The sequence below is a fragment of the Segatella copri genome (genome assembly GCF_009495355.1).
GTDB lineage: Bacteria > Bacteroidota > Bacteroidia > Bacteroidales > Bacteroidaceae > Prevotella.
The window spans coordinates 20,460-45,543 of record NZ_VZAD01000020.1 but is presented as its reverse complement, the minus strand read 5'-3'; the positions used below and the strand labels follow the sequence as shown (position 1 = coordinate 45,543).

Genomic DNA, 25,084 nt, shown 5'->3' with positions numbered 1-25,084 from the left:
ATCTTTGTCCCCCTGAAAACAACTAATAAAATGTAATGAAGAAAGGATTGAAATATACTTTGGTTTCCTTAGGCAGCCTGGTCGTTTTGGCTGGTATTGGTCTGGAAATCATGTATTTGGTGTCGCCATATAAGGTGAAGCGATGGTTAGGCATCGCCTCATTTTATTCTGATGTGTTCGTTGATAGATTGAAAGGGCAACCTTATACTCATGGCGGATATGACGGCATTGATGTGTCGAAACACAATGGAGTTATCAAGTGGAAGGAAATAGCGAAGAACAAGCGAATCAAGTTCGTTTATATCAGAGCTACACATGGTAAGGGATATGTGGATCGACATTATCGTCGAAATATCAGACTGGCTCGTAAATATGGGTTGAAGGTAGGATCTTATCATCTGATGTCTGCCGGCTATTCAGTAACTGCTCAGTTCCGGGATTTCCTAAAGATGGTGAAGAAGAGTGAGCAGGACTTGATTCCTGTATTGGATGTGGAGGAAAAAGGCATCCAGGGAAGATGGAAGGGACGACAGCTGCAGGATAGCATACAGGTGTTTGCTGACTTGGTGAAGAAACACTATGGCAAGTATCCTATCATCTATAGCAACGAGAGCTTCTATAATAAGGAGATGGGGGCGAAGTTCAATCGCTATTATCTCTTCATCGCCAATTATAACTCCCGACAACCATCTATTGATGGCAGAGGAAAGTGCAATATCTGGCAGTATTCAGAAACCGGACATTTGCATGGTATTGGTGAAAGGGTAGATTTAAGTAGATTCATGAATGGTACAACCATCAAGGATTTGATGCTATAGGCATTGATGATTTCATACACATAAGCGAGTATTTGATACAATCCACGTATGGATAGCATCATTACTTGCTTATTTTTTTCTACTTTTGTATTATTATGAAGAAGTTATTGATTATATTGGGAATACTGGTTCTGCTTGTCATCGGTGTTCTTTTCGTTCCACCTATTTATAATAGGTTCACAAAACCGTTTCTTAAGAATACGATGGATGCTAAAGAGTGGTATCATCAGGTGGATTGTGAGAATCTGACGCAAGTAAGGGATTATTGCGACAGACGGGGATACAGTACGGATTACTACATCCTGGTGGATTTCTCCAAACCATCTGGCAAGAAGAGATTCTTTATCTACGACTTGCAGCGTGGCAAAAGACTGATGAGCAGCTATTGCATGCATGGAAGCGGTAAAGGAAATACGGCTGCCCAACCAAAGTTCAGCAATAACCCTGGAAGCGGATGCACGAGTCTTGGAAGATATGTCATGATAGGAAAAGGTGGAATGAAGTTCAAGAACTGCGTTCGCCTTCGAGGGCTCGACAAGAGCAATTATCTGGCAGAAGCCCGTGGTATCCTGATTCATTCTGCTGGCAAGGTGACAAGATTCTCCGGTGAAAAGAAGTATATTCCGCTGGGAACAGAGAGCCGTGGTTGCTTTACTGTATCAAGGAGCTGCGTAGAGAAAGTGATGCAGATATACAAGGAATCTTCTAGGAGAAGACCGGTATTGATTTATGCAAAATACAAATAAAAAGAATATTCTATGAAGAAGTTGAAAATGAAGTATATGGCAATGGCGGTCATGGTTCTGGGAATCGCTACTGTTTCCTTCTTTGCCTGTCGCTTTACAAAAGAAAACAAGGATAGTAATATATATGGTGTGGATCTTTCTCACCATAATTGTGTGGAAGACTGGGACCAGGTTACCGCCTCCTTTGTCTATCTCAAAGCTACAGAAGGTGCAACGCATCAGGATGAAACCTTTAAGAGGTTCGCCCACAATGCCCAAAAACGTGGCATATTGGTCGGTGCTTATCATTTCATGACAACAAGCAGTTCAAGCGAAGAGCAATTCCAAAACTTCCATCAAGCTACAGCTGGCATCAAGATGGACTTGATTCCTGTCATAGACATAGAGAGGCAGACCAAGGGATATAAAGTCTCAGGCAATGAACTCAGAAAAAGAGTCAGGGTATTTGTCAATCTATGCAAGAAGCATTATGGCAAGAACCCCATTATCTATTGCAGTCAGCCTTTCTATACCAAAAACTTTCTCGGTCATTTCAATGACTGCCAGTATTGGTGTGGAGATGTCAATGCACCTGTAGTGCTACCCCATGCCATCCATCAGAAAACGATAAAAAAGGTAGCTGGCATAAAAGGAAATGTTGACTATAACATTTTAAACTGTAAATTAAAAGAGATACAATTATGAGAAAAACATTTGTAACATTAACCGTAGGACTGATTATCATCTTGATGAGCAGTTGTAGTAGTTGGAAAAAGACAAGCAGCACAGAGGATGACTCAGACACTCTCTGTACCTGTCCACCGGAAAGTTACGTTCATATTGACCTTCAGCCGTTTGGAGACTTCACCCAGAAGGAAGCAAATCAATTGAAGGAGGAATTGGAAAAGCACCTGGTTCCCATCTATCTGTCCGAGATAGAAGTACTACCCAAGAAAGATATTCCTGCTTCTTGTCTTTACAAGCCGAGAAACAGATATTGGGCAGGAAATATACTTGGTTTCCTGAAGCAACAGAACCAGGGATCCGATTTTGTAACCATTGGTCTGACACATCGAGACATCTCTACCTCTATCCACGGAAACTATAACTATGGTATCATGGGATTAAGTTTCCGTCCAGGTAATGCTTGTGTGGTTTCAACCTTCCGATTAAAACGAAAGGATGACTTATGGAAAGTAACAATCCATGAATTCCTGCATTCTCGTGGCTTGCCGCATTGCAAGAAGGATGACCCGAAGTGCCTGATGCAGGATGCCCATGGCAAGAATACCTTCTACATGAAACATGGGTTGTGTGAGGATTGCAAGAAATCTTTAAGTAAAATGATGTAAGGAAAACGCCCTTCGCTAGAATGTTACTGCTAACGAAGGGCGCTTATCTTATTATACCAAACGATTTGTTGTTCTAAAGTCTTCGGACAGTTGTCGCAGAGAAATTCCATACGATGATAGATCGTGATGTTCTCAATAGTCGCATGAAAGATTTCTTCGACTGTTATCAACTCCTAACAAAGAGAGATTTGTCTGATGACACCTTATACGATGCTATCAAGGCGACTTTTGACAATCGCGGTCTTACATACAATCCCGAATTGCAGTTGTTTACAGAAAGTTTTGCGACAGACGCAGCACGTATGGCACGTTGGAAAGCATTTCTGAAAAAGATACAATGGAAAGAAATGCTTGATTTCGGGACTGTTATGGAAGTAATAAAAGAAAGGTTGCAGCCTATGGCTGAAAAATATTGGAAAAAGTAGTTTACCTTTTTGAATTGTTCTTTATTCCGATATTTCATACAGTTGGTAAGTAACGTTCTCCGCTTTGCCATTGGATAGGTATATGTCGGAATAGTTTCCATCACCTTTGATGAAAACAATGTCCTCGGAAGCAATCCTAATGATTTCGGTGCTATTTGTTAGCGTCAGATATTCCATATGATATTCTTACAATTTGCAGACAAAGATAATGCAAACGAGCGCAATGAAAAAAAGCCGTTAGACTTCCATGATGAGGTCTAAGGGCTTTTATTTTTGTGTGCCCACGCAAAAAATCCTGCGTGCCCACGCATAAATTCATACGTCGGCAAGCAGAGTTTTTGGGGCAGGGGGTATGTTTTTATTTTATATAAATAAATTTCCTATCTGGAAGACCAGAGCTGATATTACCCATGCTAATAGCGTGGTGTAGATGGCGGCAAAACCAGCCCATTTCCAACTGCCCGTCTCGCCCTTGATAGCCGCGATGGTGGCTATGCAGGGGAAGTAGATCAGTACGAAGAGGAGGAAGCAATAGGCGGTGAGGCTCGCTTTGTGGGCAGCCTCGGCATCGCTATAGCCGTAGGTCTTCTGCAGGTCGGCAGTCATCTGCTTCTTCAGTACCTCGTATTTGCCGTCCTCGTCGTTGTAGTCGCTGTCGTCGCCGAAGCTGTCGTTGTTGCTGTAGAGCACGCCCATGGTTGACGCTACGATCTCCTTGGCTCCCACGCCTGAGATGAGTCCTACGTCGAGTTTCCAGTCGAAGCCCTGAGGCGTGAAGATTGGCTCGATGGTCTTACCTATTCTTCCGATGTAGCTTTGTTCCTGCTGTTGCTGCTGTCCCAGCTCTTCGTTGTGGGGGAAGTATCCCAGAGCCCACACGATGATGCTTGCCACGAGGATGATGCCACCCATCTTCTTCAGGTACTGCTTGCCTTTCTCCCAGGTGTGTCGGCCTATGGCTTTCCAGGTAGGGAAGCGGTAGGGTGGCAGCTCCATGACGAAAGGCGTGTCCTCGCCCTTGATGACGAAGCTGGAGAGCACGCGGCTCAGTATGACGGCAAGCAGGATGCCGATGAGATAGAGCGATACCATGATGAGTGAACGGTATTGGATGGCAAAGAAAGTTCCGATGACCATGATGTAGATAGGCAGACGAGCCGAACAGCTCATCAATGGCAAAATCAGCATCGTAATGAGGCGGGAACGGTGACTCTCGATGGTTCTCGTTGCCATCACGGCAGGTACGTTACATCCGAATCCCATAATCAGCGGAATGAATGATTTGCCATGTAGGCCCATCTTGTGCATCAACTTGTCCATGATGAAGGCTGCACGTGCCATATAGCCCGAGTCCTCCATGTAGGAGATGAAGAAGTAGAGGATGAGAATCTGCGGCAGGAAGACGATGACGGCTCCCACGCCTCCGATGACTCCGTCGACGAGCATGTCTTTCACCGGTCCGTCGGGCATGCTGGTGCTGATGACGGTTCCCAGCCATGCCACTCCGTCCTCAATCCATCCCTTAGGCACCTCGCCCAGGACGAAGGTGGCAGAGAACATGATGAACAGGAGCAGTACGAAGATGGGAAATCCCACGTATTTGTTGGTAAGGATGCGGTCGATGAGATGCGTCACCTGATAGGTGTCTTTGGCTTTTCCCGTTTCGTAGCCAGCCTCCTGCAAGGCTCCGTGTATGAAGCCGTACTTGGCGTCCATGATGGCAGTCTCGCTGTCTTCCATGGTTTCCTCCTTGACGCGTCGTGCAGCCTCGTCGCGTGCAGCGAAGATTTCCTTTGCCGACTTGAGGTGGCTCACATACTCCTCGGCATGCTTGTCGTTCTCGAGTAGTTTGATGGAGAGATATCGGGTGGAGTAGCGCTGGCGGATGCTGTCATCGGCCTTCAGATATTTCTGTATGTGCTCGATGCCGTGTTCTATCTCGTGTCCGTGGTTGATGTGGATGTGGCGATAGTGGGCATTGGAGCCTTCGCGTCCCTCGTACATTTCGATGATGGTGTCGAAGAGCCGGTCTACGCCTCTGCCGTTCTTGAAGACGGTAGGAACCATAGGTATTCCGAAGAGTTCGCCCAACTTGTCGTAGTCGATGTTGTCGCCTCGTTTCTCGGTCTCGTCGAACATATTGAGAGCGCACACCATGCGGATGTGCATATCGATGAGCTGAGTGGTGAGATAGAGGTTGCGCTCCAGGTTGCTGGTGTCGATGACGTTGATGACGATATCGGGTGTGTGCTCGATGAGCTGCTTGCGCACATAGAGTTCCTCGGGCGAGTAGGCTGAGAGCGAATAGGTGCCAGGCAGGTCGACAAGGTTGAAGTGATAGCCGTTGTATTCTGCTTCTCCCACCTTGGCGTCGACGGTGACACCGCTGTAGTTGCCCACACGCTCGTGTGCGCCCGAGGCGAAGTTGAAGAGGGAAGTCTTTCCGCAGTTAGGGTTGCCGATGAGCGCCACGTTGATGACATGGTGCAGACGGTCGGCCTCCTGTTCTGCCACGAGCATCTTGTCGCCCAGTGCCTGCTCGTCGGGGTCATTAGAATCGATAGTCTGCGAGTTGATAACCTGTTCGCGTTCTTCCTCGTCAGCTTGTCTGAGTTGTTTGTCTTTCTTGGCCTCGTTGACCGAAACCACCTCGATATGGTCGGCCTCGCTGTGTCTCAACGACACCTCGTAGCCCATGATTTTGTACTTTACAGGGTCCTGCAGTGGGGCATTGAGCAGCACGTCTACCTTCTTGCCCTTGATGAATCCCATCTCGATGATTCTTTTGCGGAAGCCGCCGTGTCCTGAAACCTTGACGATGACACCGCTTTCGCCTGTGTTGAGTTCGGATAATTTCATATATTTTTATCTCCTTTTCTTCTTTTTCTGTTATTGTGCATGGCATGCAAACTGTGTGCCACGTTGTGTTGTGTTGTTTGGCCTGCAAAAATACAAAAATAACTTGGCAACTGAATATTGATACCTTATTAATACGAAAAAATACCTATAAATGATGAGCCTGTCATCAAATATAGGTATTTCCTCATTATTTATGATTATTGAACTTTAGTAAGTTCTCTCTAACTTCTCCATCTGCGAATGTAGAGTTACAGGTTTCTGCCGTGGCAGTTCTTGAACTTCTTGCCGCTGCCGCAAGGACATGGGTCGTTGGGACGAGGCATGCGCTCTGCACGGTAAGGAGTGTGGTTGACCTGCTGTGCGCCCTCGCGTGTGTCGTGATGGGCAGCAGCCTGCTGTGCGGCACGCTCGGCACGTTCGCGCTCTGCGTCGATGTCCACCTTCTGCTCTACATAGTTCTGCTGTGGGCGCTGCTCGGGTGCAGCTTCCTGAACGGGCTGTTCCTGCTCCATGACAGGAATCTGTCCGCGCATCAGAATGCTGGCGATGCGGTCGTTCATCTCGTTGATCATAGAGTCCCAGAGCTTCACACTCTCAAGCTTGAAGATGAGCAATGGATCTTTCTGCTCGTAGCTGGCGTTCTGTACAGAGTGGCGCAACTCGTCGAGCTGGCGCAGGTTCTCCTTCCAGTTGTCGTCGATGATATGGAGCATGATGACTTTCTCCCACTGCTTTACCACGCTCTTGGCCTCGGTGTCGTAAGCCTCCTTGAGGTTGCAAGGAATGTTGTACATGCGCTTGCCGTCGGTGATTGGCACCATGATGCGCTCGTACATAGCGCCCTGGTTCTCGTACACCTGCTGGATGATAGGCCATGCTGTGGCCTGGATGCGCTCGGTCTTGCGCTTGAAGCTTGCCATGGCCTCCTGGAAGGCACGCTCGCAAAGTTCCTCACGCTGTATTCCCTCAAACTCCTCGGCAGTGAATGGAATCTCCATGGCCAGGATCTTGAGGAAGTCCTCCTTGGCGCCCTCGTAGTCGTTGTTGTTGATGATATAGAGCACGCGGTCCCAGATGACGTTGGTGATGTCCATACCGATACGCTCGCCCATCAAGGCGTGGCGGCGCTTCTCGTAGATCACGGTACGCTGCTTGTTCATCACATCGTCGTACTCCAGAAGGTGCTTACGGATACCGAAGTTGTTCTCCTCCACCTTGCGCTGTGCACGCTCGATGCTCTTGCTGATCATTGGACTCTCGATACGCTCGCCGTCCTCGAAGCCCAAGCGGTCCATCACCTTGGCAATACGCTCAGAGGCGAAGAGACGCATCAGTTTGTCCTCCAAAGATACATAGAAGACAGAAGAGCCTGGGTCTCCCTGACGACCGGCACGACCACGCAACTGGCGGTCTACACGGCGGCTCTCATGGCGCTCGGTACCAATGATGGCAAGACCGCCTGCAGCCTTCACCTCGGGGGTGAGCTTGATATCGGTACCACGACCTGCCATGTTGGTGGCGATGGTGACAGCACCCTTGCCGTTGGTAGAGCGTCCTGCCTCGGCTACGATCTGAGCCTCCTGCTGGTGGAGCTTGGCGTTGAGCACATTGTGAGGAATATTGCGCATCTTGAGCATCTTGCTCAGCAATTCTGAAATCTCAACAGATGTTGTACCTACCAAGACTGGGCGACCGGCATTGCGCATCTCCTCGATCTCGTCGATAACGGCACGATACTTCTCGCGGGCTGTCTTGTAGACACGGTCGTCGAGGTCGTGGCGTGCGATTGGGCGGTTGGTAGGAATCTCTACCACGTCGAGCTTATAGATGTCCCAGAACTCACCGGCCTCGGTGCTGGCAGTACCTGTCATACCCGAAAGCTTGTGGTACATACGGAAGTAGTTCTGCAGGGTGATGGTGGCAAAGGTCTGTGTGGCAGCCTCTACCTTGACATGCTCCTTGGCCTCGATAGCCTGGTGCAAGCCGTCGCTCCAGCGTCGGCCTTCCATGATACGGCCTGTCTGCTCGTCGACAATCTTCACCTCGCCGTCCATCACGACGTATTCGTCGTCCTTGTTGAACATGGTGTAGGCCTTCAGGAGCTGCTGCAAGGTGTGCACGCGCTCGCTCTGTACGCCGTAGTGAGCCATCATCTCGTCCTTGATGTCGAGACGCTCCTGGTCGCTGATGTCGGTGCGTGCCTCGAGCTGGCTCATCTCTGTGGCGATGTCGGGCAGTACGAAGAGCTCACGGTCGTTCACCTGCTTGGCGAGCCATTCGGTTCCCTTGTCGGTGAGGTCGGCAGAGTTGAGTTTCTCGTCTACGACGAAGTATAGTGGAGCCACGGCCTTTGGCATCTCACGGTTGTTGTTGGCCATGTAGTATTCCTCAGTCTTGAGCATGCCTGCCTTGATACCTTCTTCAGAGAGGTACTTGATGAGAGGCTTGTTCTTAGGCAGTGCCTTGTAGGAACGGTAGAGGGCGAGGAATCCGTCCTCGAGCATCTTAGCGTCCTTGTTCTTGGTGCCTTCGCCAATCTTCTGCTTTGCCTCGGCGAGCAACTCGGTAGCCTGCTTGCGCTGTACCTCGTACAGGCGCTCTACCAATGGCTGATACTGCTCGAACATTTGGTCGTCGCCCTTAGGAATAGGACCTGATATAATAAGAGGTGTACGGGCATCGTCGATCAACACGGAGTCGACCTCATCGACGATGGCGTAGTTGTGCTGACGCTGTACGAGGTCGGCAGGACTTGTCGCCATGTTGTCGCGCAGGTAGTCGAAACCAAACTCGTTGTTGGTACCGAAGGTGATGTCGGCCATGTAAGCCTTGCGACGAGCGTCGGAGTTGGGACGGTGCTTGTCGATACAGTCGACAGAGAGTCCGTTGAACATATAGAGTGGGCCCATCCACTCGGAGTCACGCTTGGCCAGATAGTCGTTCACGGTAACCACGTGCACACCGTTGCCAGTGAGGGCGTTGAGGAACACAGGCAGTGTAGCGACGAGGGTCTTACCTTCACCCGTAGCCATCTCGGCAATCTTACCCTGGTGCAGCACCGTACCACCGAAGAGCTGTACGTCGTAGTGAACCATTTCCCACTTCAGGTCGTTTCCGCCTGCTGTCCAGTGGTTGTGGTATATGGCATTGTCGCCATCGATGGTGATGAAGTCGTTGGCAGGATTGGCAGCCAGCTCGCGGTCGAACTCAGTAGCTGTGACCACAGTCTCCTCGTTCTCGGCGAATCGGCGGGCTGTATCTTTCACGATGCTGAAAGCTGTAGGCAGCACCTCGTTGAGGGCAACCTCGTAGTTGTCGAGTGCCTCTTTCTCCAACTTGTCTATCTGGTTGAAGATATCTTCACGCTGGTCGATAGGTGTGTCTTCGATAGTGGCTTTCAGCTCAGTAATCTTCTCTCTCTGAGCCTTGCCGGCGTTCTGTACATACTGCTGTATTTCCTTGGTTTTTGCACGAAGCTGGTCATTGCTCAGGGCCTTGATGTTAGGATACTCGGCCTTTACTTTCTCCACGATAGGCTGGATGAGCTTCATATCGCGGGAAGACTTGTTGCCGAACAATGACTGCAGAAATTTGTTAAAGTTCATTTTATATATTGTTTTTTATTATTATTCGTTGATTTTTATTGTTTTCAGGGTTGCAAAGGTACAAATAATATCTGTAAATCAGCAACGTTTTGGGTGATAAATGTTAAAAATCGGGTCCGCGAATAACAATACTTCCGTATGGAGCCTGATATTTGGGCTCTGTGGGGGGAGTAAAACAAATATAAGGATTGGATTCTGTCAGATTGGCAGAAGTGTCGGCTTTCTGTATTGCCGACGGGAAATGATGTTGTGCTTTCTGATGGTCTTCGGATGCTTCCTTGATGGCCTTGATGACGCTCAGAATGTCTTCTTCGAGCGCTTTGGCCTCGGGCTGCTGGATGAACTCATCGTAGGATATATCGGTGAGCGCAAACCTCAGTGCCTGCTGATAGGTCTGCGCTTCCATGCCTGTTGCCGCAAGGACAACCAAGAGGGCGGTGATATATCTGTTTACCATTCTATTTTTTGTTATGAAGCTTTGTTGGCTTCGTGTTGATGATTTTCCTTCGAGAGGTTGAATTCCTTCGTAAAGTCTGTATCTTCAAGAGGTTGATTCCTTCGTGAAGTCTATATCCTTTGTGAGGTCTATTTTCTTCGCAAGTCGAGTTGAGTTGACTTCACTGCTACTCTTACGAGCAAAGATAATGCCAAAATGACCATGCCCTCAGCGTAGTCCTGCCATATCTGCAGGAAAAGTGCCACGACGATGAGTGCTGCCCATACGTTGTAATACCAGTGCACACGATGCTGACGCATCTTCTTGGTGACGCTCCATACGAAGATGAGGTTCAGCGGGTTGAGGATGAGTGTCTGGAAATTGATCTGCACGGTGGGGTGTTGCGAGAACACCATGGCAAGGAGAATCAGTCCTGGCAGTCCGGTAAGTACGAGCAGGGCTGTGTCAATCCACCAGAAATTCTTCTTTCTGCGCCATTCCGTGAGGCTGAGCAGGATAACAATCACCAAGATGCCTGTCGCTGCCACGAAAGGAGAGATGACATCGGCTATAGTAGTTCCTGTCTGAGAGTTCTCCTTGTCTGCATCTGCAGCCATCACTACTTCCTTGGGTGAAATGAGATAGAAGGTGCTGTCTACCAGTTTGATGTATCTTGGTTCTTGTGGATAAACTGTTGTCGACGGAATAGGTTGCTGGGCTGTGTCCTTTCGGGCTTCCACTGCGAAGTCCATGGAGAGGTTGTCGGGCAGGAACTCCCATTCCTGTTTGTTTATTGCACGGTCGGCTCGGAAGCCCAGGAGCAGGTCGTTTCCGAAGCGTGCCCAACGGTGATGGGCGTTCAGGCGGTGAATCTCCTCACGATAGGTGGAGAGGGTCGTTTTGATCTCGAAGTTGGTGCTGTTGGTCGCCAAGTGGTCGATGATCATGTTGCGTGCACGTGTGGTGCAGTTGTCGTAGAAGAAGTTGTAGCGGTAGGTGCGGTTCTCCTCCTGGTTGTTCTTCTCCACGGCAGTAAGGATGTTCCATTTCTCGTTTCGTGTCAGGGCAAGGCGCTGTTGTCTTACCCATCTGCCTTCGTAGGAATACTCCGCCATGAAACGATCCATGGGGATGATGCCTATCTGATAGTCGGTGAGCCCGAAGACGAAGCGCAGCACAAAAAAGTCCTGGTTGAAGGAGAACATGCCCCAGTTGACAGCCACGTCACTGCCATGGGCACGGTCTTCTATGCGAAGAGCGGTGTGTCCATAATACGACCAAACCTCCTGTCCCGGTCCGCAGGTCAGGAGTGAAATATCCACGGAGTCGACCCATTGGGGTGCTTCCGTCTGTTGTGCAGAAGCCTTAGTCGTTAAAATGATTAACAAAACGGCAAAAATGCACCTAAAATTATATTTAAAACGTTTCACGATGCAAAAATACCTTATTATTTTGGATTTTCCTTCTTTTATCTCGATTTTTTTCAATACTTTTGCACTCTGAATATAATTTTGAACAATTATCATAGGATGAAAAAACTATTTTTGGCGGCTCTCATGATGAGCTTGGCTCTGGCAGTGAATGCCCAGAGCGGCATGAATTCTCCATACAGTCAGTGGGGGTTGGGCTTATTGTCCGACCAGACTTCTGGTTTCAATGCAGGTATGAATGGAGTGGGACTTGGCTTTCATGAGCACAATCAGGTAAATTATATCAACCCGGCTTCTTATTCTTCGGTCGACTCGCTGACATTCCTTTTCGATGCCGGCATCTCGGGTCAGATCAGCAACTTCAATGAGAACGGCGTGAAGAAGAACGCCAAGAATGCCAACTTGGACTATGTGGTCGCTGCTTTCCGTGCTTTCCGCCACATGGGTGTGAGTTTCGGTATCCTGCCTTTCTCCAACGTGGGCTATAACTATTCTGTGTCGGGATGGGTGAACGAAGAAACCAAGGAAGATTATTACACCAATACCTATGAGGGTGATGAGGGATTCCATCAGGCTTACGTGGGTTTGGGCTACATGCCAGTGAAGGGACTGTCGGTGGGTGCCAACATCTCTTACCTGTGGGGCAAGTATAACCGTACCGTCACCAACAGCTACAGCAATTCGTATATCAACTCGCTCTCGCGCAACTATTCGGCAAGAGTGGGAAGCTATAAGCTCGACTTCGGTGTGCAGTATACGCAGCGTGTGTCGAAGAAGGACTGGGTGACACTGGGTCTTACCTATTCGCCCAAGCATAATTTAGGTGCCAGCGCCGATATGTATCAGGTGAAGACAAATGCCATGGATGGCTCGCTCGACACCACATCCTTTTCTGTTGACAAGGCTTTTGAACTGCCTCACATGGTGGGAGCAGGATTGATGTGGAATCATGCGGCACAGTGGAAAGTGGGTCTCGACTACACTCTACAGATGTGGGAAGACCTCAAGGCTCCTGTCTTCGACGGAAGAAACTATGTGCTGAAGGACGGTTGCTACAGCAATCGTCATAAGATCAACCTCGGTGCACAGTACTGCTATGGCGAGTACAGCCGCCGTTTCTTGCAGAGAGTACAGTATCGTGCCGGTGTGAGCTACACCACTCCTTATGTGAAAATCAATGGACAGGACGGACCCAAGGAATTTGCGGTAAGTGCCGGTTTCGGTATTCCTATCGTCAACTCCTACAACAGCCGTTCATTCCTCAATATCAGCGGTCAGTGGGTGAAACGCTCTGCCAAGGACCTTATCAAGGAGAATATTTTCCGCATCAACATAGGCTTCACCTTCAACGAGGATTGGTTCAAGAAGTGGAAGATGCAGTAAACTGTACGGAATTTCTGTGCTGAATGTTGGTTTCTGGAAGATTCGGAATGCTTCGGAATATTTCGGAAATGTTTGAGATGTTTTGGGAAACTTCTGGAAGCTTCGAAGTGAGAGATGTTTCCGAAAGCTTGAAAATATTTATATTATTAATGTATAGAACAAGGCATTTTATATATGGACTTATCGCTCTCCTGCTGATGGCTGCATGCCAGGAGCAGGTGGAGCATACGGCTCCTGCCATCAGGGCACGCGACTCCGTGGCAATGATGACTTCTTATGGTGTCAATACACTCATCAGCGACTCTGGCGTCATCAAGTATCGCATTGTTACTGAGCGATGGGAGGTGAATGTCAACAAGCATCCGTCGCAATGGATTTTTGACAAAGGCATACTCCTGGAGCAGTTCGACGACAAGTTTCATATCAACAGTTATATACAGTGCGACACGGCTTATTACTTCGACCAGCTCAGAATATGGAAACTCTATGGTCGTGTGAGAATTCTCACCAAGGATGGCTTGCGCTTTATGAGCGAGCAACTTACATGGGATGAGAATAAGCACGAACTGTCGAGCCATGTGTTCAGTAAACTCATCACGCCTGAGCGTACCTTGCAGGGCACGCACTTCTGGAGCGATGAGAAGATGACGCGTTATTATGTGAGCAACTCGAAGGGTAGTTTCGAGAAGAGCGACATGACAGGATCGGGAGCAAGCGATACCTTGCTCTCGCAGCCCGACTCGGTGAAGGGAAACCTTCGACAGAGAGCCACTCCGCAGCGTGCTACTACCATCCCTCTGATGCATTAATGTCATGACAGAAACAGACAAAAATATATGGAAGTAGGAATAAATCTTGTGATAGGCATATTGGTTACGCTCTTGTTCTCTGCCTTTTTCAGTGGCATGGAGATAGCCTTTGTGTCTTCCAACCGAATGCTTGCCGAGATGGATAAGGACAAGAACAAGAACGGAGTGACCCAGCGATTGGTCTCGCTCTTCTATAACCATCCCAACGGCTTTGTCAGCACCATGCTCGTGGGCAACAATATCGCCCTTGTGGTGTATGGCATACTGATAGCGCGACTGTTCGATAATACAATTTTTCTTGGTATGGATGCGGCTTTCACTGTGCCTGCTGATACTATTCTCTCGACCATCATCGTGCTTTTTACGGGCGAGTTCTTGCCCAAGACCCTTTTTAAGGCGAACCCCAACCGACTGTTGAACTTCTTCAGCCCCATGGCTTATGTTTGTTATGTCGTGCTGTGGCCCATCAGTGTGTTCAGCACTTTCCTGAGCAGAATCCTGTTGAGATTGGTGGGAGTGAAGATGGACAAGGAGGCTGAGGACGAAGGCTTCTCGAAGGTTGACCTCGACTACTTGGTGCAGTCGAGTATAGATAATGCAGAGAAAGACTCCGATATCGATGACGAGGTGAAGATCTTCCAAAATGCACTCGACTTCTCCGACACAAAGGTGCGCGACTGCATGGTGCCGCGAACCGAAATTCAGGCCGTAGAGACCGATGCCTCGCTCGATGAGCTCCGCCAGAAATTCATAGAGAGTGGAAACTCTAAAATCATTGTCTACGAAGAGGATATCGACCACATCGTCGGCTATATCCACAGCTCTGAACTCTTCCGCAATCCTGCCCGATGGCAAGACCATGTGCGCAAAATGCCTTTTGTGCCCGAAACCATGCAGGCACAGAAGCTGATGCAGATTTTCCTGCAACAGAAGAAGTCGTTGGGTGTAGTGGTTGACGAGTTTGGTGGAACCAGCGGACTTGTGAGTCTGGAAGACATTGTGGAGGAAATCTTTGGCGATATAGAAGACGAGCACGACTCGTCCAAGTATGTTGCCAAAAAGACCGAGGACGGTGATTATCTGCTGTCGGCACGCTTGGAGATAGACAAGGTGAACGAACTCTTTGATCTTGATCTTCCCGAGAGTGATGAATATATGACTGTGGGTGGCTTGATTCTGCACGAATATCAGAGTTTCCCAAAGCTGAACGAAATCATCAAGTTCGGTAAGTATGAGTTCAAAATCATCAAGTCCACATCCCGCAAGATAGAGTTGGTACGTCTGCATTTGTTGCAGTAAAAAGCACTTGTTTAAGCCTACAAGTGCTTTTTTTATTTATAAAAATTGCAGTTTTTGCTTGATAAGGCTAAAAAACATAGTAAAAAATTCCCTTATTTGCAATTTTCTTTGTATTTTTGCAAGCAATTGGCTACATTTCTGATAATGAGCCTTCAACGAGAAACAAAAAATAAAAACAAAAATAATAATTAAAACGTAATGGCAGCATTAGGAACAATTAGAAAAAGAGGCGTGATACTGGTATGTATCATTAGTTTTGGCCTCTTTGCATTCATTGCCGAGGAAGGCTTCCGTTCGTGCGATTCTGCAAAGAACAACGAGCGCCAGCAAATCGGTGAAGTGTTAGGTGAGAAAATCAGCGTACAGGAATTTCAGAAGTTGCTCGATGAGTACACCGAAGTTATCAAGATGCAGCAGGGACAGGAAAATCTCCCTGAGGATCAGATGAATCAAATCAAGGATATGGTTTGGAACACATACGTTCAGAACCAGATTGTGGCTAAGGAAGCCAGCAAGTTGGGTCTTACCGTAACAGACGCTGAGCTCCAGGATATTTTGAAGACAGGTACTAACCCTATGCTTCAGCAGACTCCATTCGTCAATCAGCAGACTGGCCGCTTCGATGCAGCTTCTCTTCAGAAGTTCTTGGCTGATTACAAGGCTCAGAAGGCTAATCCTTCTGCCAATGCACAGATGATGGAGCAGTATGACAAAATCTTCAAGTATTGGTCGTTCATCGAGAAGACGCTTCGTCAGCAGACTTTGGCTCAGAAGTATCAGTCTCTCTTGGCTCACTGCTTCCTCTCTAACCCTGTAGAGGCTAAGATGGCTTTCAAGGAGGAGAACGAGGAGAGCCAGATTCAGTTGGCTGCTTTCCCTTACTCTGATATTCAGGACGACAAGGTGAAGGTTGAGGAAAGCGATCTGAAGGCTAAGTATGATGAACTGAAGGCTCGTTTCAAGCAGCCTGTAGAGAGCCGCGACATCAAGTTCGTTGATGTAGAGGTAAGTGCTTCTCAGACTGACCGCGTAGCTCTCAACAAGGAGTTCGCTTCTTTCCACAAGCAGTTAGCAGAGGCTGCCGATCCTGCTGAGGTTGTACGCAAGTCTGCTTCTACTGTGGCTTACCTTGGTTTGCCTGTCAGCAAGACTGCTTTCCCATCAGATATCGCTTCTGAACTCGATTCTCTCGCAGTGGGTGCTACTTCTGCAGTGAAGGTTAATGCTGGTGACAATACTTTGAATATCGTCAAGCTCGTCAGCAAGCAGCAGTTGCCCGATTCAATCCAGTATCGTGCCATCCAGGTGGCTGCCAATACTGTAGCCGAGGCTAAGGTGAAGGCAGACTCTATCCAGGGAGCTATTGCTGGTGGTGCTGACTTCGAGGCCGTTGCCAAGAAGTACGGTCAGACAGGCGAGAAGGCTTGGATGACTACCAAGCAGTATGAGTTTGCTCAGAGCATGGACAAGGACAACAAGACTTTCATCAATACTCTGAATACTGCATCTGTCAATGCTTTGAACACGATTCAGTTGGGGCAGGGTTATGTTGTTCTCCAGGTTCTCGACAAGAAGGGTATGGTAGAGAAGTATATGGCTGCTGTGATCAAGAAGCCTATCGATTTCTCACAGGATACTTATCGTGCTGCTTACAACAAGTTCTCAAGCTTCGTAAGCGCCAACGAGAAGTCTGAGGACTTGCTCAAGAATGCAGAAAAGAACGGTTACAAGGTTCAAGACTTGAAGGACGTTACTACAAATGCTCACTACGTAGCCAACATCCACGCTACACGTGAGGCTTTGAAGTGGATCTTTGACAGCAAGGAAGGTGCTGTTTCTCCTCTCTATGAGTGTGGCGACAACAACCACTTGTTGGTAATTGTTCTTGACAAGATTCATCGTATCGGTTACCGCGGATTGGACGACGCTCAGGTGAAGGAAATGGTAAAGGCTGAGGTCATCAAGGATAAGAAGGCTCAGATGATCGAGGAGAAGTTGAATGGTGTGAAGAGCATCGCAGCTGCCAAGGCTAAGGGTGGCAAGGTTTCTTCTGTCAACCAGATCACTTTCGCAGCTCCTGTCTTTATCGCAGCTACTGGTGCCAGCGAGCCTGCTCTCTCTGGTGCTGTTTCTGCCACTAAGAAGGGTGCTTTCTCTGCTCACGCTGTTAAGGGCAATGCCGGTGTTTATCTCTTCCAGGTAACCAACAAGGCTAATCGTTCTGTTAAGTTCGACGAGAAGGCTATGGAGCAGAAGTGCCGTCAGAAGGCAATGCAGTATGCAGGAAACTTCATGAACGAGCTTTATATGAAGGCTCATGTAGTTGACAACCGCTACTTGTTCTTCTAATTCTTTAGAAATACTTGTTTTCTGATTATTCAGAACAAAACGTATCAATATTTTTTTGAGGGTGTGTCATTAACTGGTGTTATGACACACCCTCGTTTTTTTCTTTTTCTTATTCTTATAAGTTCTGCTAAAGTAGTAGATTGCAGAATATACAATGCATGATGGGATATCTGGAAAGAATAGAAATGCCTCGAAATATGAAAGCGGCTTCGATAGTCAATGAAGCCTATTGCGTAGAGCAATGAAAGCGGCTTCGTAAGCAGTTGAAGCCTATTGCATTATACTGATATAAACTATAAGTAGAGAAACGATTATATCTTACGGTTGTTTGGAAAGTTGGAAATAGCTTTGTAAGCTTTTTCTCATTTTTTTGCACTACAAAAAAAACTGCGACAACGAGGATTTTTATCCTTGTGTCGCAGCCTTTGATATCCTTTCAGCGAAAATCCTTCATCGAAAATTCTTCAGCGAAAATCCTTTCAATTAAATGCTTTTTTCTTTAGGAAAGTATTACAGACTCCACCAATGCTTTTTCTTTTGAGGCTCTGGTTGTGCGCCCATGCTTTCTCTGATGAGCGCCCTGTAGCTTTTTCCCTGGCTGATTATCTGATAAATCTGTCCCCAGTCGGGTAGACCGCCAATGTTACGGTCATCAATGAAGTAATCAGCCTTGAGCTTACGTGAGAAATGATTGTTGTTTTCGTAGCTTTCCTCAGGATAATCCTTGTTGACAGCCCAGAATTCAACTCCTCTTTCCTTGCACCAGTTCACAGCCTCCTGCAGCAGTTCGCCTTCACGAACTGACCACAGGATGAGGCGGTGCTGGTCTCTTATCAGCATTTTCAACGTCTCGATGGCGAATGGAATCTCGCGTCCTATCTTGGGATATTCGTGAGTTACTATTGTGCCGTCGAAGTCTACTGCTATTGTTGCCATAAGTCGTTTTCGTTTTAACGTTTTACGCTATTGTCGTTCTGGTCGCCGTAGTGGCTGTTGTTATAGTTGCCATAGCTTCCGTATACAGAACTGCCGTAACCCTTGTAAGAGCCGTATTTGCCATATTTGCCGTACTTTCCGTACTTTCCGTAGCCGTAATAGTAGCCATACTTTTTCTTCGACAGATCGACACCGTTAAGCACAATCGACATCTTAGGCATCTTCTTGTCGTGGTTCAGCGCATTGATGAGATCGAAACTTGATTTTGGAGTATAGTCTGCACGGCACAGGTAAACCGTAGCATCGGCGATGCGGCTGATCTGCAGTGTGTCGGATACAAGACCTACTGGAGCTGTGTCAATCAAAATATAGTCGTAGTGTTCTCTTAGCTGCGCCATGATGTCATCGAGACTGTGACGTGCAATCAACTCAGCAGGGTTTGGAGGAATAGGCCCTGCCATCAGTATGTCGAGGTTCTTGTTGACACCCGAATTGATAATCTGTGCCTCGATGTCCTGCCATGTGTTGTGGTCTTTGGTGAGCAGCGGAGTGATACCATGATGATGGTCGTCGATTTCGAAGAGTTCTGCCAGTCTTGGCTTACGGATGTCGAGACCAAGAATGATGGCTTTCTTGCCCAACAGGGCGAAGCTGATGGCCACATTCGATGCTGTGAATGTCTTTCCTTCGCCTGATTGGGTAGAGGTGAACATGATGACTTTTTCGTCCTCTTTCAGCATAAACTGAAGGTTGGTTCTCAGTCCACGGAATATTTCCTCCATCAGGTTGTTCTTGTTTTCGTGCACCACGATGTCGGCCTTGCTCTTTGCGCTGTCGCTTGCCACTGCCACATCAGCGAGAATAGGCAGTGTGGTGAGTTTCTCCACATCGTCGTGACCCTCAATCTTGTAGCGGAAGAGCTGTATCAGGAAGAGGATGGCGGCAGGAATGGCGATGCCCAATACGAAGGCGATGAGCATGATGATAGAGCTCTTGGGGCTTATCTTTCCGCTGAATACAGGCTCATCGATGAGCTTACCTTTGTCGGCTGTGGCGGCAAGCGAGATGGAGTTCTCCTCACGCTTCTGCAGCAACATCAGGTAAAGTCCAGACTTCACTTCTTGTTGTCTGCCTATCTGTGTCAGCATTCGCTCCTGTTCAGGTGTCTCACCTATCTGTCCCTGATATTTGTTGGCCTGCGATGCGATGCTGTTGCGCTGAATCTCCATGTTGGTGCGTGCCTGTTTCATGGCACGGCGGATTGACGAGCTGAGGTCGTCGAGCTGTGCTGTGAGCGGTGTCACAGTAGGCGAAGTTTCGTTGGCGCTGTGCAGCAGTTGGTTGCGTTGCAGAGCTATTCTGTTGTATTCGTTGATGAGTGCAGTGGCACTCTCGTCGCTCAGGCCCACGTTGGATGGGATGGGCTGATGATTGTTGTTAGGTTCATTCATGTATTTGTTCAGTTCGTCGAGCAATGCCAGCTGTGTGTTGGCTTCTGTCAGACGCTTGCTGAACTCGTCGGCATTCGATACTGCTTGTGTGGCGTTTATTTTCAGTTCCACCATCTGGTTGCGCTTCTTGAAGTTCTCCAACTCACCTTCTGTGTTGCCCAGTTCGGCGTTGATTTTCTCCAGACGGTTGTTGATGAACTGCTCTGTGCGCACGGCAATGAGGTTCTTGTCTTCGTTGGCCTGTCGGTTGTAGACGATAGCTAATTGCTTCAGATAGTCGATGGCACGTTGTGGGAACTCATCGCTCAACACAAGCTGTGCGATAGTCGTAGTCTTCGAAGTCTGGCTTACGGTCAGACTGCCGGCATACTTGCCTGCTGCCCCTACTGGCGAACTCAGTGTCACCTCGAGTACTTGCCCATCGGCAAGTGTGCGATATTCGTTCTGAGTCAGCGTGATGATGCCCACACGTGTGCCAATCATGGCTGGCAGGCGGCTGAAAGTCCTGTTGATGTTCTTGCTTGTCACCTCCTGCGTGTTCTCACCGGCAGGCATATAGTAGGTTCCTGTCACATGATAGTTGTTGCCTTCGCGGGTAATGCTCAACTGTATAGGCGCACACAACTTCTTCAGGTGAACCAAGTCCATGTCGACGTTGATTTCCTGGTTTCGGTACAAGGTGGCGTCCTTGATGTGGCCCGGATGGCGATAGGTGACGTAGAGCTTCAGGTCGGTGACAGCCTGCTGCGCCAGGTTGCATGAGCTTAGGATTTCCATCTCGTTGTCGATACCAGTCGAGTTGGAAATAATGCCCAGGTTGGAGGTGTTCATGATACTGTTGCCTCTGCTTCTCGATTGTGTCTCGTCCTTGATGAGCAACTTTGCCTGTGCCTGATAGATAGGCGTGGTGTATCGCAGATAAATGTAGGCAACTCCTAAACAGATGATGATGGACAATACAAACCATTTCCAGTTGAGCACCAGAATGGTGTAAATCTGCTTGATGTCGAAAGAAGATTTCTCCTCCTCATCTTGTAGGTATTCCTGTTTCAGATACTTTGTTTCTTCCATTATGTTGATCTTTTCTTTATAATATATAATAGGTATACATATTTATATATAGGCATTTTATCTCTTGGCCAGTTCGAGCAAATACTTACCGTAGTTGTTCTTCATCATTGGTTTGGCGAGTTCTTCCAGCTGCTTGGCGTTGATCCATCCCTGTTTGAAGGCTATTTCCTCCAGACAAGCCACTTTAAGTCCCTGTCGTTTCTCAATCACCTCGATGAAGGTGCTGGCTTCCGACAGACTGTCGTGTGTTCCAGTGTCGAGCCATGCAAAACCTCTCTGCAGGGTGCGTACCTTCAGCACGTTCTTGCCCAGATAATGCTGATTGACGGAGGTTATCTCCAACTCACCACGTGCGCTTGGCTTGATGTTCTTAGCCACCTCTACCACGTCGTTGGGGTAGAAGTAGAGTCCCACCACTGCATAGTTGCTCTTTGGATGCTCAGGCTTTTCCTCGATGCTGAGGCAGTTGCCGTCCTTGTCAAATTCTGCCACGCCGTATCTCTCTGGATCGTTCACATAGTATCCGAAGACGCTCGCCTTTCCTTCTTCGGTAGCCTTCACACTCTCTTTCAGCAGGGCTGAGAAACCTGCGCCATAGAAGATGTTGTCGCCCAATACCAGGCACACATTGTCATCGCCGATAAACTTCTCGCCGATGATGAAAGCCTGTGCCAGTCCGTCGGGTGATGGTTGCTCGGCATATTCGAACTTCACCCCCAACTCGCTTCCGTCACCCAAGAGGCGCTTGAATCCCGGCAAGTCGTAGGGAGTGGATATGATGAGTATTTCCCTGATGCCAGCCAGCATGAGTACCGAAATGGGATAATAGATCATGGGCTTGTCGAAGATAGGTATCAACTGCTTGCTGATGCCTTTCGTGATGGGGTAGAGGCGTGTGCCCGACCCACCTGCTAAAACGATACCTTTCATATTCTTTGGTTTATGTTGTTTCTTATTGTGTTAATTTTTCAAGTTTTGAAACTTCTGTCAATACGCCTTCTTGTCGGGCATGATGATGCTCTTGGCTGTGAGGAAGATGATGCGTATGTCGAGCCAGAACGACCAGTTCTCCAAGTACCAGATGTCGCGTCGCACGCGTTCCTCCATCTGCCAAAGTTCCTTGGTCTCGCCACGATAGCCTGTCACCTGTGCCCATCCTGTGATGCCTGGTTTGGCGAAGTGGCGCACCATGTACTTGTTGATGATGGTGCCGTATATCTCGGTGTGGTGCAGCATGTGTGGTCGTGGACCCACGATACTCATGTCGCCTCGCAGCACATTGAAGAACTGCGGAAACTCGTCGATGTTGGTCTTCCTCATGAAGTTGCCAAAGGCAAACTTGCGTGGGTCGTGCTCCGTAGCCTGTGCCAGGTCGGCATCCTTGTTAATGTGCATCGAGCGGAATTTAATGCACTTGAAGGTCTTGCCGTTGATGCCCGTTCTGTCCTGACGGAAGAAGATGGGGCCGGGGCTCTGTAGCTTGATGATGAGCGCGATGATGGGGATGAATGGCAGCATGCACAGGCAGGCTATGCCGCTCACCACCAGGTCGAACGAGCGCTTGATGACACGGTTGGTGGTGTTCGACAGCGGCTCGATATGGTTGGTGTACAGACTCTTTCCCATAAACTGCAGCGCATCGAGGTGCAGCTTGTAGCCCTCAAATTGGCGTGGCAGATAGTAGAAGTGAATCACGTTCTTGTCGCAGTACTGCATCAGCCTGATTACCTCCTTTGACTGGTTGTGCGACAGACAGCAGAACATCTCGTGCATATTGGCAGGTGCTCCGTGAATCGTGTTGTTGATCGAGCTGTCCACGATCTCGTTCAGTTCTGTCAAGTTTCCCAACCGTACAAACTCCTTGGGCGCTCCGACAATGTCGGCATCAGCAAAGTATCCGTTCACTCGATAACCTGCCGAAGGGTCTTCCACCAGAGTGTTGTACATGTCGAGCACAGCAGGGTCGTTGCCCACGAAGATGGCAGTGCGGCTGTTGTAGCCTTTGGTGCGGAAATATTTCAAGACCTCCAGTTCCAGTGCCCTTGAAATGACAAGGATGACGTAGAACGAGCCAAAAAACAGCAAACTGAAGTAGAACAGTCCGCCATAGTTGATCAGGAGTCTGATGGAAAGAAAGAACAGGATGGAAGCCAGTCCGCTCAAGCAGAAGGTGCGCTTGCACGCCTGCATGAAACTCACCCTTCTGATGTGGATAATGGTGGAGTACATGCTCTCGGCGATGAACATCGATGCATTGGCTGCGAAAAAAGTCATTTTCGTGGACAGGTCGAATGCTGCTGGCGAAATGTCTGGTGTGAGCAGAATATATGCCAGCAACACCAGGTTGAGGATGGCAAAGTCTACTACAATGACAATTCTTTTGACCAGTATATTACCTTTGTTTCTTTCCATTTCTTTATGATTAAGTTATTCTCACCTCTTACTTGAGGGATAGTCTGTTCCCGTTTCTGCTGTGCAAAGATACTGCAAATCGAATGCACAACATCAAGCTTGCTTGAATGTTTTGCTGAGATGCAGCGTATTTTCTGCAAAGATAATTATTTTTATTTAATAAGGTATAAAAAAAGACCAGAAATGTAGTAAAAAAATGATTTACGTCAAAAAACACCCCGTCAATTTTGATATATTGTAATTTTATTGTACTTTTGCAAGTAATTTTAATTTGTATGAATCATAAATAACGAATAATGGGAGTATTTTCAAAACTATTCGGCCGCAAGACCGAGGATAAAAAAGTAGGCGGCATGGAAGACTACATGACGCTTGTCAGAGTGTATTTCCAGGCAGCCCTTGCTTCACAGTTGGGCATCACCAATTTGGCAATGTTGCCCGACCTTCGTGCCTTCAAGACTACATTCCGCGTTCCTACTCAGAACAACAAGTTGGGCCTGGGCGAGAAGGCGCATGTCAAGAAGATGATGAAGAGTGTCTATGATACTGATGACAATTTCTTTAAGGAGATCGATCAGAGCATCCGTAAGAAGTGCCACAAGTTGCAGGATGTCAATGTGTATCTCATCCAGTTCCAAACATTCACACAGGACCTCATGATGCTCCTGGGCAACCTGATGAAGTTCAAGCTCCGTCTGCCAGGTTTCATGAAGAAGGCGCTCTACACCATGACTCAGAAAACCGTCGACGATATCTTCAACAAGAATGACTTCAACGACGCCAGTGTGGTGAAGACCGTCATGCAGCTTCGTCAGCTCGACAAGCAGCTGTGCTTCAGCCAGCAGTGGGTCACTGATTTCGCCTTCCAGGTGCTGATGCTTGCCAAGAAGGAGCCACGTCCATCCGATGAGGAAATAGAGAAGGCAAAGGGAAAGCTGGGCAAGTAATTTCACTTAATTTGTATAAAATTCACAAATAGTTGACGGAATATTTGCAATTTTGAAATATTTCCGCTATATTTGTACCCAAAATAGAGAGTAATGAGTGCTGATGAAAAGACAATCAATACGTTTGCCACACGTGTTAGGCAGTTGATTCTTGAGTTTGGAAAGCTCAAGCAGGAGAATGCCGAGCTCTACGAGATGGTGGATGAGCGCGACGCCCAGATCAAGGCGCTGCAGGAGAAGTTGTCCCAGGCAGAGCACGATTACAACAGCCTGAAAATGGCTAAGATGATGACAATTTCGGATGCCGACATGGAAGCTACGCTGAAGCGCGTCGCCAAGCTCATCCGTGATGTCAACAAGTGTATAACGCTACTGAGCAATCAATAAGTCGGAGCGATGGCAGATCAGGAACAAGAGAAATTACTCATAAGATTACATATCTATGACACCGACCTCTCGGTCAAGATACCGCGAGAGGACGAGGAGTACTATCGTAAGTCAGGCAAACTGATTAACGATATTGTCAACTCGTATTCCAAGATTTTCAAGGGACGCAAGAGCGACAAGGAGATTCTTTACATGTCGCTCCTCGATATCGCCTTGAGATATGAGAAGGAGTCGGGTCGTAACGATACTGCACCTTATCACGATATTCTCACCCGCCTTACTGCCGAGATTGAGGACACCCTGAAGTAGTAAGAGTGTTTTTTCTCCGTCCGTTTGTTTGTTCCGTTGTCTTAAGGATGCCGGGCAGTAGCTGTTGCACAGGCGAGAATA

At 48.0% G+C, this 25,084-nt stretch carries 19 protein-coding genes and 1 pseudogene; 12 read left to right on the top strand and 8 right to left on the bottom strand.

The window, feature by feature from the left end:
- Positions 1–35: 35 nt before the first annotated feature.
- From F7D20_RS02155 to F7D20_RS02135, 5 genes and pseudogenes are all read left to right on the top strand, one after another.
- Complete coding sequence (locus tag F7D20_RS02155) at positions 36–818, top strand: glycoside hydrolase family 25 protein (protein ID WP_158462650.1); 783 nt, start codon at positions 36–38, stop codon at positions 816–818.
- A gap of 95 nt (positions 819–913) precedes the next feature.
- Positions 914–1,564 (top strand): murein L,D-transpeptidase catalytic domain-containing protein, encoded by a 651-nt coding sequence (locus F7D20_RS02150; RefSeq protein ID WP_158462649.1) that lies wholly within the window; start codon positions 914–916, stop codon positions 1,562–1,564.
- Between the two features lie 12 nt (positions 1,565–1,576).
- Positions 1,577–2,248: a glycoside hydrolase family 25 protein gene (locus F7D20_RS02145; RefSeq protein ID WP_158462648.1), complete on the top strand. Its 672-nt coding sequence runs from the start codon at positions 1,577–1,579 to the stop codon at positions 2,246–2,248.
- On the top strand, positions 2,245–2,895 hold the full coding sequence (locus F7D20_RS02140) for a hypothetical protein (RefSeq protein ID WP_158462647.1): 651 nt from the start codon (positions 2,245–2,247) through the stop codon (positions 2,893–2,895). The genes F7D20_RS02145 and F7D20_RS02140 overlap by 4 nt, the downstream gene beginning before the upstream one ends.
- An 89-nt stretch (positions 2,896–2,984) precedes the next feature.
- Positions 2,985–3,320, top strand: a pseudogene (locus F7D20_RS02135) (nucleotidyl transferase AbiEii/AbiGii toxin family protein); the annotation flags it as partial.
- Between the two features lie 363 nt (positions 3,321–3,683).
- Here the strand turns inward: F7D20_RS02135 and feoB are convergent.
- The 4 genes from feoB to F7D20_RS02115 all read right to left on the bottom strand — a co-directional run bounded on the left by feoB (position 3,684) and on the right by F7D20_RS02115 (position 11,608).
- Positions 3,684–6,179, bottom strand: coding sequence for a ferrous iron transport protein B (gene feoB / locus F7D20_RS02130; protein ID WP_158462646.1), 2,496 nt, complete (start codon positions 6,177–6,179; stop codon positions 3,684–3,686).
- Between the two features lie 248 nt (positions 6,180–6,427).
- Positions 6,428–9,784, bottom strand: a complete 3,357-nt coding sequence (secA, locus tag F7D20_RS02125; protein ID WP_158462645.1) for a preprotein translocase subunit SecA — start codon at positions 9,782–9,784, stop codon at positions 6,428–6,430.
- Between the two features lie 103 nt (positions 9,785–9,887).
- On the bottom strand, positions 9,888–10,241 hold the full coding sequence (locus tag F7D20_RS13000; RefSeq protein WP_022252792.1) for a hypothetical protein: 354 nt from the start codon (positions 10,239–10,241) through the stop codon (positions 9,888–9,890).
- Between the two features lie 128 nt (positions 10,242–10,369).
- Entirely contained in the window at positions 10,370–11,608 is a 1,239-nt protein-coding gene (locus tag F7D20_RS02115; protein ID WP_228114075.1) for an Lnb N-terminal periplasmic domain-containing protein, read from the bottom strand.
- 141 nt (positions 11,609–11,749) lie between these two features.
- On the opposite strand from F7D20_RS02115, the gene F7D20_RS02110 reads away from it, so the two are divergent.
- The 4 genes from F7D20_RS02110 to F7D20_RS02095 all read left to right on the top strand — a co-directional run bounded on the left by F7D20_RS02110 (position 11,750) and on the right by F7D20_RS02095 (position 17,490).
- Entirely contained in the window at positions 11,750–13,033 is a 1,284-nt protein-coding gene (locus F7D20_RS02110; protein WP_158462643.1) for a hypothetical protein, read from the top strand.
- 149 nt (positions 13,034–13,182) lie between these two features.
- On the top strand, positions 13,183–13,842 hold the full coding sequence (locus tag F7D20_RS02105; RefSeq protein ID WP_158462642.1) for an LPS export ABC transporter periplasmic protein LptC: 660 nt from the start codon (positions 13,183–13,185) through the stop codon (positions 13,840–13,842).
- Positions 13,843–13,869: 27 nt separating this feature from the next.
- Positions 13,870–15,141 (top strand): hemolysin family protein, encoded by a 1,272-nt coding sequence (locus F7D20_RS02100; RefSeq protein WP_022252796.1) that lies wholly within the window; start codon positions 13,870–13,872, stop codon positions 15,139–15,141.
- 198 nt (positions 15,142–15,339) lie between these two features.
- Positions 15,340–17,490: a peptidylprolyl isomerase gene (locus tag F7D20_RS02095; RefSeq protein WP_158462641.1), complete on the top strand. Its 2,151-nt coding sequence runs from the start codon at positions 15,340–15,342 to the stop codon at positions 17,488–17,490.
- A gap of 510 nt (positions 17,491–18,000) precedes the next feature.
- Here F7D20_RS02095 and F7D20_RS02090 read toward each other — a convergent pair.
- Genes F7D20_RS02090 through F7D20_RS02075 form a run of 4 tightly spaced genes read right to left on the bottom strand, consistent with a single transcriptional unit; the run spans position 18,001 to position 23,360 of the window.
- Positions 18,001–18,426, bottom strand: a complete 426-nt coding sequence (locus tag F7D20_RS02090) for a BT0820 family HAD-type phosphatase (protein WP_158462640.1) — start codon at positions 18,424–18,426, stop codon at positions 18,001–18,003.
- 14 nt (positions 18,427–18,440) lie between these two features.
- Positions 18,441–20,948 carry a GumC family protein gene (locus F7D20_RS02085; RefSeq protein WP_158462639.1) on the bottom strand — a complete coding sequence of 836 codons (2,508 nt, stop codon included), beginning with the start codon at positions 20,946–20,948 and terminating at the stop codon, positions 18,441–18,443.
- Positions 20,949–21,005: 57 nt separating this feature from the next.
- Positions 21,006–21,878, bottom strand: coding sequence for a glucose-1-phosphate thymidylyltransferase RfbA (gene rfbA, locus F7D20_RS02080; RefSeq protein WP_022251928.1), 873 nt, complete (start codon positions 21,876–21,878; stop codon positions 21,006–21,008).
- Positions 21,879–21,935: 57 nt separating this feature from the next.
- The gene (locus F7D20_RS02075) at positions 21,936–23,360 is read right to left on the bottom strand and encodes an exopolysaccharide biosynthesis polyprenyl glycosylphosphotransferase (RefSeq protein WP_158462638.1); all 1,425 of its coding nucleotides are present in this window, start codon (positions 23,358–23,360) and stop codon (positions 21,936–21,938) included.
- 296 nt (positions 23,361–23,656) lie between these two features.
- Between F7D20_RS02075 and F7D20_RS02070 the strand changes: the two genes are divergently transcribed.
- From F7D20_RS02070 to F7D20_RS02060, 3 genes are all read left to right on the top strand, one after another.
- Complete coding sequence (locus F7D20_RS02070) at positions 23,657–24,307, top strand: hypothetical protein (RefSeq protein WP_022251926.1); 651 nt, start codon at positions 23,657–23,659, stop codon at positions 24,305–24,307.
- A gap of 93 nt (positions 24,308–24,400) precedes the next feature.
- Positions 24,401–24,694, top strand: a complete 294-nt coding sequence (locus F7D20_RS02065; RefSeq protein WP_158462637.1) for a hypothetical protein — start codon at positions 24,401–24,403, stop codon at positions 24,692–24,694.
- A gap of 9 nt (positions 24,695–24,703) precedes the next feature.
- A complete protein-coding gene (locus F7D20_RS02060; protein ID WP_022251924.1) occupies positions 24,704–25,003 on the top strand; it encodes a cell division protein ZapA in 300 nt (99 codons plus the stop codon).
- Positions 25,004–25,084 lie beyond the last annotated feature (81 nt).